Origin of the sequence: Carboxylicivirga fragile (genome assembly GCF_050589805.1) — a bacterium.
Lineage (GTDB): Bacteria > Bacteroidota > Bacteroidia > Bacteroidales > Marinilabiliaceae > Carboxylicivirga > Carboxylicivirga fragile.
In genome coordinates this window covers 20,758-28,671 of sequence record NZ_JBNGOY010000064.1, presented here as the reverse complement: position 1 = coordinate 28,671, position 7,914 = coordinate 20,758, and the positions used below count along the sequence as shown (strand labels likewise).

Annotated in this window: 6 protein-coding genes; 4 read left to right on the top strand and 2 right to left on the bottom strand. The window is 36.8% G+C overall.

Annotation, left to right across the window (positions count from 1 at the left end):
- The first annotated feature begins 207 nt into the window (after window positions 1-207).
- Window positions 208-570, top strand: a complete 363-nt coding sequence (locus tag ACRD7B_RS20595) for a SpoIIAA family protein (protein WP_430826548.1) — start codon at window positions 208-210, stop codon at window positions 568-570.
- A 76-nt stretch (window positions 571-646) separates the two neighbouring features.
- Here ACRD7B_RS20595 and ACRD7B_RS20590 read toward each other — a convergent pair whose 3' ends face one another.
- Window positions 647-1,972: an NCS2 family permease gene (locus ACRD7B_RS20590; protein WP_430826547.1), complete on the bottom strand. Its 1,326-nt coding sequence runs from the start codon at window positions 1,970-1,972 to the stop codon at window positions 647-649.
- A gap of 12 nt (window positions 1,973-1,984) precedes the next feature.
- Window positions 1,985-2,722, bottom strand: a complete 738-nt coding sequence (locus ACRD7B_RS20585; RefSeq protein WP_430826545.1) for a DUF5020 family protein — start codon at window positions 2,720-2,722, stop codon at window positions 1,985-1,987.
- Between the two features lie 316 nt (window positions 2,723-3,038).
- Between ACRD7B_RS20585 and ileS the strand changes: the two genes are divergently transcribed.
- The 3 genes from ileS (at window position 3,039) to ACRD7B_RS20570 (ending at window position 7,628) form a co-directional block, all read left to right on the top strand.
- Window positions 3,039-6,470 (top strand): isoleucine--tRNA ligase, encoded by a 3,432-nt coding sequence (ileS, locus tag ACRD7B_RS20580; protein ID WP_430826544.1) that lies wholly within the window; start codon window positions 3,039-3,041, stop codon window positions 6,468-6,470.
- A 34-nt stretch (window positions 6,471-6,504) separates the two neighbouring features.
- Window positions 6,505-6,882, top strand: a complete 378-nt coding sequence (locus tag ACRD7B_RS20575; RefSeq protein ID WP_430826543.1) for a TraR/DksA family transcriptional regulator — start codon at window positions 6,505-6,507, stop codon at window positions 6,880-6,882.
- Between the two features lie 137 nt (window positions 6,883-7,019).
- Window positions 7,020-7,628, top strand: coding sequence for a lipoprotein signal peptidase (locus tag ACRD7B_RS20570; RefSeq protein WP_430826542.1), 609 nt, complete (start codon window positions 7,020-7,022; stop codon window positions 7,626-7,628).
- Window positions 7,629-7,914 lie beyond the last annotated feature (286 nt).

Here is a 7,914-nt window from a genome sequence, read left to right as displayed (position 1 = left end):
CCGATGGTACTGCGTAGAAGTGGGAGAGTAGGTCACCGCCTTTTTTTAAGAAAAGAGCAATCACAATGTGGTTGCTCTTTTTTGCGTTTTAAAGAGTTTCTTCTTGGTACATTTGAGGGTGCCTTTGTTAAAGGGTGTCTACTTTATTGACTGCTATCGCTTGTAATTATTTCCTATTTTTTTATTTTTATAAAAAAAACCAAACCAATGGAGAGAATAAGTTTTATATCGCAAGGGGGTAAAAAGATCATATATATGGATTTTTCTGGTCTACGAGAGTTTAAAGATATTAATCCGATTATTGAAAGTAGTAAGGAATATATACGGGCACAAGCTGAGAACTCAGCCTTTACTTTAACCAATATGGATGGTATGCACTTTAATAGTGATATAAAGAATGCGTTTTCATCTTTCATAGGAGATAATAAACCCTACGTAAAAGCTGGTGCAGTTATCGGTTTATCCGGATTGTTGCGAATTATTTATAATGGCGTAAACCGTTTAACAGGACGTGATATAAAATCTTTTGACACGAAAGAAGAAGCTGTAGAGTGGTTGGTAAGCAAGTAGATAACGATTATCTTAAAATAGGAAAGGCCATTTAATTCTTCAATTAAATGGCCTTTTATATACATTATTCTTTGTTCTAGATGTAAATAAATTTCAGAATGAAGAGGATGGCTAATAAGTAACCAACAATTGAAACTTCTTTATATCTACCCGAAAACAATTTTAGAAATACATAAGCTAGAATCCCGAATACAATACCTTCTGCGATAGAAAATGTTAATGGCATCATTACTAAAGTAAAAAATGCTGGTATTGATTCTGTATAATCATCTAAATCTAAATTTTGTATTGGTGTCATCATCATAACTCCAACTAAAACTAACGCAGGTGCAGTTGCTGCTGCAGGTATCATCAAAAATAATGGAGATAAAAAGAGTGCCAAGAAGAATAATCCAGCTGTTGTAAGTGCAGTTAATCCTGTACGGCCACCTTCAGCTACGCCGGCCGCTGATTCAACATAGGTAGTAACAGTTGAAGTCCCTAAAACAGCACCCATTGTAGTTCCAATAGAATCAGCCATAAGTGCCTTCTTTACATTTGGAATCTTACCATCTTTATTCAGCATGTTAGCCTTGGTTGAGACACCAATTAATGTACCTACCGTATCAAACATATCAACAAAGAGGAATGTAAATAAAACAGTAATCATTGAAAATACACCTTCAGCGGTATGTAACCACTCCCAATCAAATTGCCACAGAATTGGAGATATCGATGGAACAGAAAAGTCAAAATGAGGTAATTGTGTTACGCCGATTGGAATACCAACAATTGTTGTTGCTAGCATACCGAGTAGTAACGCACCTTTAACTTTAGTCGCCAAAAGCACACCAGTAAGTAAAATGCCACCAAGTGCTAATAATACAGTCGCTGACTTCATATCACCTAGGTGTACAAAAGTAGCTGAGTGATCAACTATAATACCCGAGTTTTTCATTCCAATAAAAGCAATGAATAATCCTATACCAACAGATATGGCGTTTTTGATGCTTTTGGGTATGGCATTAATAATGACTTCACGAATGTTGAAGACTGTCATTAATATAAATAGAATACCTTCGAGAAATACTGCTGTTAATGCAAACTGCCATGACTTATCCATCGCGAGACATACACCAAAAACAAAGAAGGCATTTAATCCCATGCCTGGAGCAAGTGCAAATGGTAATTTTGCCCAAAGAGCCATTACTAAAGTACCAATGACTGCCGAAATTGCTGTAGCTGTAAAGACAGCCCCTTTATCCATTAATGTACCAACTGGAAGGTCAAGGCCTTCTCCGGATAATATATTGGGATTAACCGCAAGAATGTAGGCCATAGTCATGAAGGTGGTTATACCTGCAAGGACTTCTGTTTTAACGGTTGTTTTATTTTCTGAGAGTTTGAAGAATTTATCAAGCATATCTGTTTGTTTTTAGAAAGTCCATTTAACCGCTAAGGTTGGATTAATCATAAATCCTTTGTTAGTTCCAAAATCGTTACTCATTTCAAGTTCACCACCAATTGAGAACTGGTCACAAGTGTTATACCATATTTGTGGCTCGGTTAAGAAAACGTATTTTGAAGTAGACCAGTTGCCATCCTTATCAACTACCCCATGATCTTCTCTCCAGAAATCGGCAAAACCCGTCACAGAGATTTTTCTTTCAAAGAAGTGTAGTGCCCAAACTGCAGTAAATTGATACGAAGTCATGTCTTTAGTTTCACCATTATCGATCTTTCCATCAGAAATGTATTTGGCATTGGCCTGAAGCGTAAGTACTTTTGAGAAGTCTGCATTGTTAAGGGTATATTGTCCTCCCACTAACCAAGCATTGTTTATTTTATAGGAAAAGCCATCTCCGCGACCCATACCACCATTAAACTCAACTCTTGGTTCGAATTTCTGGTTCTCATTCCATTTCAGGCTTCTTGCTATTTCCCAATAGGCTAGATTCATTCCGTCAATTCGACCATCCTCTTTATTCCCTCCAAAATCCATATCTACAAAAAAGAATGTGCTACCATACTTATCTGGTTTAAACATTTCGAGGGTTGCAGTAGTTAATTTTCTCTTTTCTCCAAAATCGTAATGAACCTGTAAATTTTGAGCTTTGATTGATGATGTGCCAATAAGTAATAAGGCGATCAATGGTAAAAAAAACTTTTTCATAGAATTTTTAATTGCAATTTATATTAATGGATGTCGCGCAAAAATAATCAAAATAGCTAGCAATAAAATGGTGAATAGTTATTAATCCTTGATGAAAGTCTTATTTATAAAGATTAAAGTGAGTTGTTGCGGTGGATATTGGGATGTGAAAGAATGCTGTTGATGAAGGCTGTGAAAATTACAATATGCATTTAATAACTTGAATTAAGTGACATTTTTTCTAAATATCTTCATTTAAAATAGTTCTACTTGTTTTTGTATAGGCCAACTTCTATATTTGTAAACTTTTAAAAATTAGGTAAAATAATAAGTCTAAATGAGCGCGAAATTTCCAGAATATAAAGGGTTGGATTTATCTCAGGTGAACAAAGATGTTTTGAAAGCTTGGGAAGAGAATGGTGCATTTGAAAAAAGTATGACTACCAGAGAGGGAAGTCCTACTTTTGTATTTTATGAAGGACCACCTTCTGCAAATGGAATGCCTGGTATTCACCATGTAATGGCGCGAACTATTAAGGATATATTTTGCCGTTTTAAGACCCAGCAAGGATTCTTGGTTAAGCGTAAAGCCGGATGGGATACACACGGTTTACCTGTTGAATTAGGTGTTGAGAAATCGCTTGGTATTACCAAAGAAGATATTGGAAAAAGCATAACTGTAGACGAGTATAATGATGCATGTCGAAAGGATGTGATGAAGTACACCGATTTATGGGAAGACTTAACTCATAAGATGGGGTACTGGGTGGATATGCAAGATCCGTATATCACTTATGACAATCGCTATATTGAAACGCTTTGGTGGTTGCTGAAAGAGATGTACAAGAAAGATTTGTTGTATAAAGGTTATACTATACAGCCATATTCTCCTGCTGCTGGAACAGGTTTAAGTACACATGAGTTAAATCAGCCAGGTTGTTATCGCGATGTAAAGGATACAACATGTACTGCTCAGTTCACGATCATTCGTAATGAAGCTTCGGAAAAGCTGTTTGGAGATGAATTAGAGCTTAGCTTCATGGCATGGACAACCACTCCGTGGACCTTGCCGTCTAATACCGCTTTGGCTGTAGGTTCAAAAATTTCTTATTTAAAAGTAAAGACATACAATCCTTATACTGGTACACCTTCAACGGTTATTTTGGCTAAAGATTTATTAGGCAAATATTTCAATGCTGATAATGAGCATTTGGATTTTGATGCTTATGAAGCTGGTGATAAAAAGATTCCTTATAAAATAATTGGTGAATACACTGGTAAGGATCTTGAGGGGATTCAATATGAGCAACTGATGCCATGGATTAAACCCGATGGAGATGCTTTCCGTGTTATTCTTGCTGATTTTGTAACTACCGAGGATGGAACGGGTATCGTGCATATTGCCCCTACTTTTGGAGCCGATGATGATCGTGTAGCTAAGCAATCTGGTATTGGCCCACTAATTTTAATTAATAAAGAAGGTAAACGTCAGCCAATGGTTGACCGTACAGGGAAATTCTTTTTGATTGAAGATTTAGATACAGAATTTGTAAAGTCAAATGTAAATATAGAAGCATACAAAGAGTATGCAGGGCGTTTTGTAAAGAATGCCTACGATACTACTTTAACTGATAAGGATGCTTCTCTAGATGTTGATTTGGCAGTAATGCTGAAGAAAGAAAATAAGGCATTTAAAGTAGAGAAGCACGTTCACAGTTATCCACACTGTTGGCGCACCGATAAGCCGGTTCTTTATTACCCATTGGATAGTTGGTTTATTAAAACAACGGCAGTTCGCGATCGCATGATCGAATTAAACAAAACCATTAATTGGAAACCATCTTCAACAGGCACTGGCCGTTTTGGTAAGTGGTTAGAGAATTTGGTGGATTGGAACCTGAGTCGTTCACGTTATTGGGGAACACCGCTTCCTATTTGGCGTACTGAAGATGGAACAGAAGAGAAATGCATTGGTTCTGTTGAGGAGCTGATGACCGAAATCAATAAGGCGGTTGATGCCGGATTGATGAAGGAAAATCCGTTTAAGGATTTTATAACAGGAGATAATAGTAAGGATAACTACGATAAGATTGATTTACATCGTCCATATGTGGATGATATGGTGTTTGTATCGGATAGTGGTCAGCCAATGAAACGCGAATTGGACTTGATAGACGTTTGGTTCGATTCAGGTGCCATGCCATACGCGCAAATGCATTATCCTTTCGAAAATAAAGAAGGCTTCGATCAGGTTTATCCTGCTGATTTTATTGCAGAAGGAGTTGATCAAACGCGTGGCTGGTTTTTCACTTTGCATGCCATTGCATGCATGATGTTTGATACCGTTGCGTTCAAGAATATTATTTCAAATGGTCTTGTGCTGGATAAGAAAGGAAATAAAATGTCTAAACGCCTTGGTAACGGTGTTGATCCATTCGAGGTGATTGAGAAATATGGATCAGATCCTTTGCGTTGGTATATGATTACGAATGCTCAACCATGGGATAATCTTAAGTTTGATATTTCTGGTGTAGATGAAGTGAAGCGCAAGTTCTTCGGAACAATGTATAATACCTATTCATTCTTTGCTTTGTATGCCAATGTTGATGGTTTCACCGGACAGGAAGCACAAGTCGCTATCGAAAAACGTCCTGAAATTGATCGTTGGATTATTTCTTTGCTTAATTCCTTGGTGAAAGAAGTAACTGATAGTTATAGTTCTTATGAACCAACTCGTGCCGGACGAGCTATTCAAAACTTCGTTATGGAGAATTTGAGTAACTGGTATGTACGTTTAAATCGTAAACGTTTCTGGGGTGGTGAATTTGATGAAGATAAACTGGCTGCATACCAGACTTTATATACATGTTTAGAGACTGTGGCCTTATTGGCAGCGCCAATAGCACCTTTCTTTACCGATCGCTTGTTTGCCGATTTGAATTCTATGTCTGGACGTTATGATGATGTGTCTGTGCATTTGGCTCAATTCCCATCCTTTGATGAAACATTGATTGATGGTAGTCTGGAAGAGCGGATGCAATATGCGCAGAGTATCTCTTCTATGGTGCTAGGTTTGCGACGTAAAGTGAGTTTGAAAGTACGTCAGCCTCTTAATAAGATTACGATTCCTATTTTGGATGAAGCTTTCGAACAACAATTAGAAGCCATCAAGGATTTGGTATTGACAGAAGTGAATGTCAAGCAAATGGAATTCCTGAAAGATGCATCAGGTGTTTTGGTGAAAAAAATAAAAGCAAATTTCAAAACCCTTGGTCCTAAGTATGGTAAGATGATGAAGGCAATTTCTGGGGCGATAAATGCATTAGGTCAGGAAGAAATTGCTATCTTCGAAAAAGAGGAAAGTTATACTCTAGAGTTGGAAGGACAAAACGTTGTTCTTGCGTTAGAAGATGTTGAAATAATGTCGGAGGATATCCCTGGATGGTTGGTTGCCAATGAAGGACGCCTAACTGTAGCTTTGGATATTGATGTGACCGAAGAGCTTCGGAACGAAGGTATTGCTCGTGAATTTGTGAATCGCATTCAAAATCTTAGAAAAGATTCTGGATTCGAGGTAACTGATAAGATTCGACTCTCGATTCAAAAGCATGAAGCAATTAATGAGGCTGTTAATAAATATGCCGATTACATTGGTGCGCAAACTCTGGCAGTAGATGTGAAATTAGTTGAGCAATGTAGCGATAGCGGCGCAGTTACCGTAGATATCGATGATGAAATAAGCACCTTAATGCAAATCGCAAAGGTTTAGGTGTTTAATGTTTTATACATTTAAATAAGTCAATATGGCTGAAAGAACCCGTTACTCTGATGAAGAACTTCAGGAGTTTAAAAAAATTATCCTGTCGAAGCTTGATAAGGCCAAGAAAGATTATGAATTGTTGAGGCATACCATTACTCATTCAGATGGTAATGATACGCAGGATACTTCACCAACTTTTAAGGTTTTGGAAGAAGGAGCTGCTGTATTATCAAAGGAAGAAGCTGGTAAGTTGGCACAACGTCAACAAAAGTTTATCCAACATTTGCAAGCTGCTTTGGTACGTATTGAGAACAAAACTTATGGCGTTTGTCGTGTTACAGGAAAGTTAATTCCTGCTGAACGCTTACGTGCTGTTCCACATGCTACTCTTAGTATGGAAGCAAAAGAAGGTCAAAAATAAGGAAAGTGTTTAGCTTTTCTTTTGAAATAACCAAGTGATCAATGTGTTATAATGCCATTGGTCACTTCTTAGTTTTGTTGATGTAACAAATTTGTCAACAAACGTATATAATAGCTCACCGAATTATCTATTTCATTATGTCAGTTTTAAAAAAGTCATTTCTAATTATTGTAATTATATTATTGGTAGATCAAATTGCTAAAGTTTGGATCAAAACCAATATGATGTTAGGTGATGAAATACCTGTGTTTGGCAATTGGTTTATCGTCCATTTCGTCGAAAACAATGGAATGGCTTTTGGGATGCAATTGGCTGGTAAGTTTGGGAAAGTATTTTTAAGCGTATTTCGAATTATCGCCGTCTGTGGTATTGGATGGTACTTGGTGGATCTTACAAAAAATAATGCGCCTAAAGGTCTTGTGTATAGTGTGGCATTAGTGTTAGCTGGCGCTTTTGGAAATATCATAGATAGTGCTTTTTACGGCGTTTTATTTGATCACAGTTATGGTCAAATTGCCTCATTTATGCCAGAAGGTGGAGGCTATGCATCGTTCTTACATGGGAAGGTGGTAGATATGCTGTATTTCCCATTGTTCGAAGGGCGATATCCTTCCTGGCTGCCTTGGGTTGGAGGAAATCCATTTATCTTTTTTCGTCCGGTTTTTAATATAGCCGATTCTTCAATTACAATCGGTATATTTTCTATTCTACTGTTTCAGAAACGCTTTTTCAAGGAGCAGCGATAAAAATCAAAAAGTTTTATTAACAAAATGAAATCTTAGAAGTATTTACCTTTAATATTTTTAACTTTGTGCGGCCAAATAGTTTGCTGCGCTAGAATAAAGTCTGTATTTTGTTCTATTGCAGCTAATGGCGCATTTTAAGCATATTTTTAACGTTTCGTTTATTCGCTTTCATCCTAAATTTTAATGAAAATTGGGACTGAGAAGGCGTAAGCATATTTAATTGTTAAATAAAAAAGCTTGAAAAGTTGTAGTCAAATATTTGATTATTTTTTGTTACAAAGAAAAA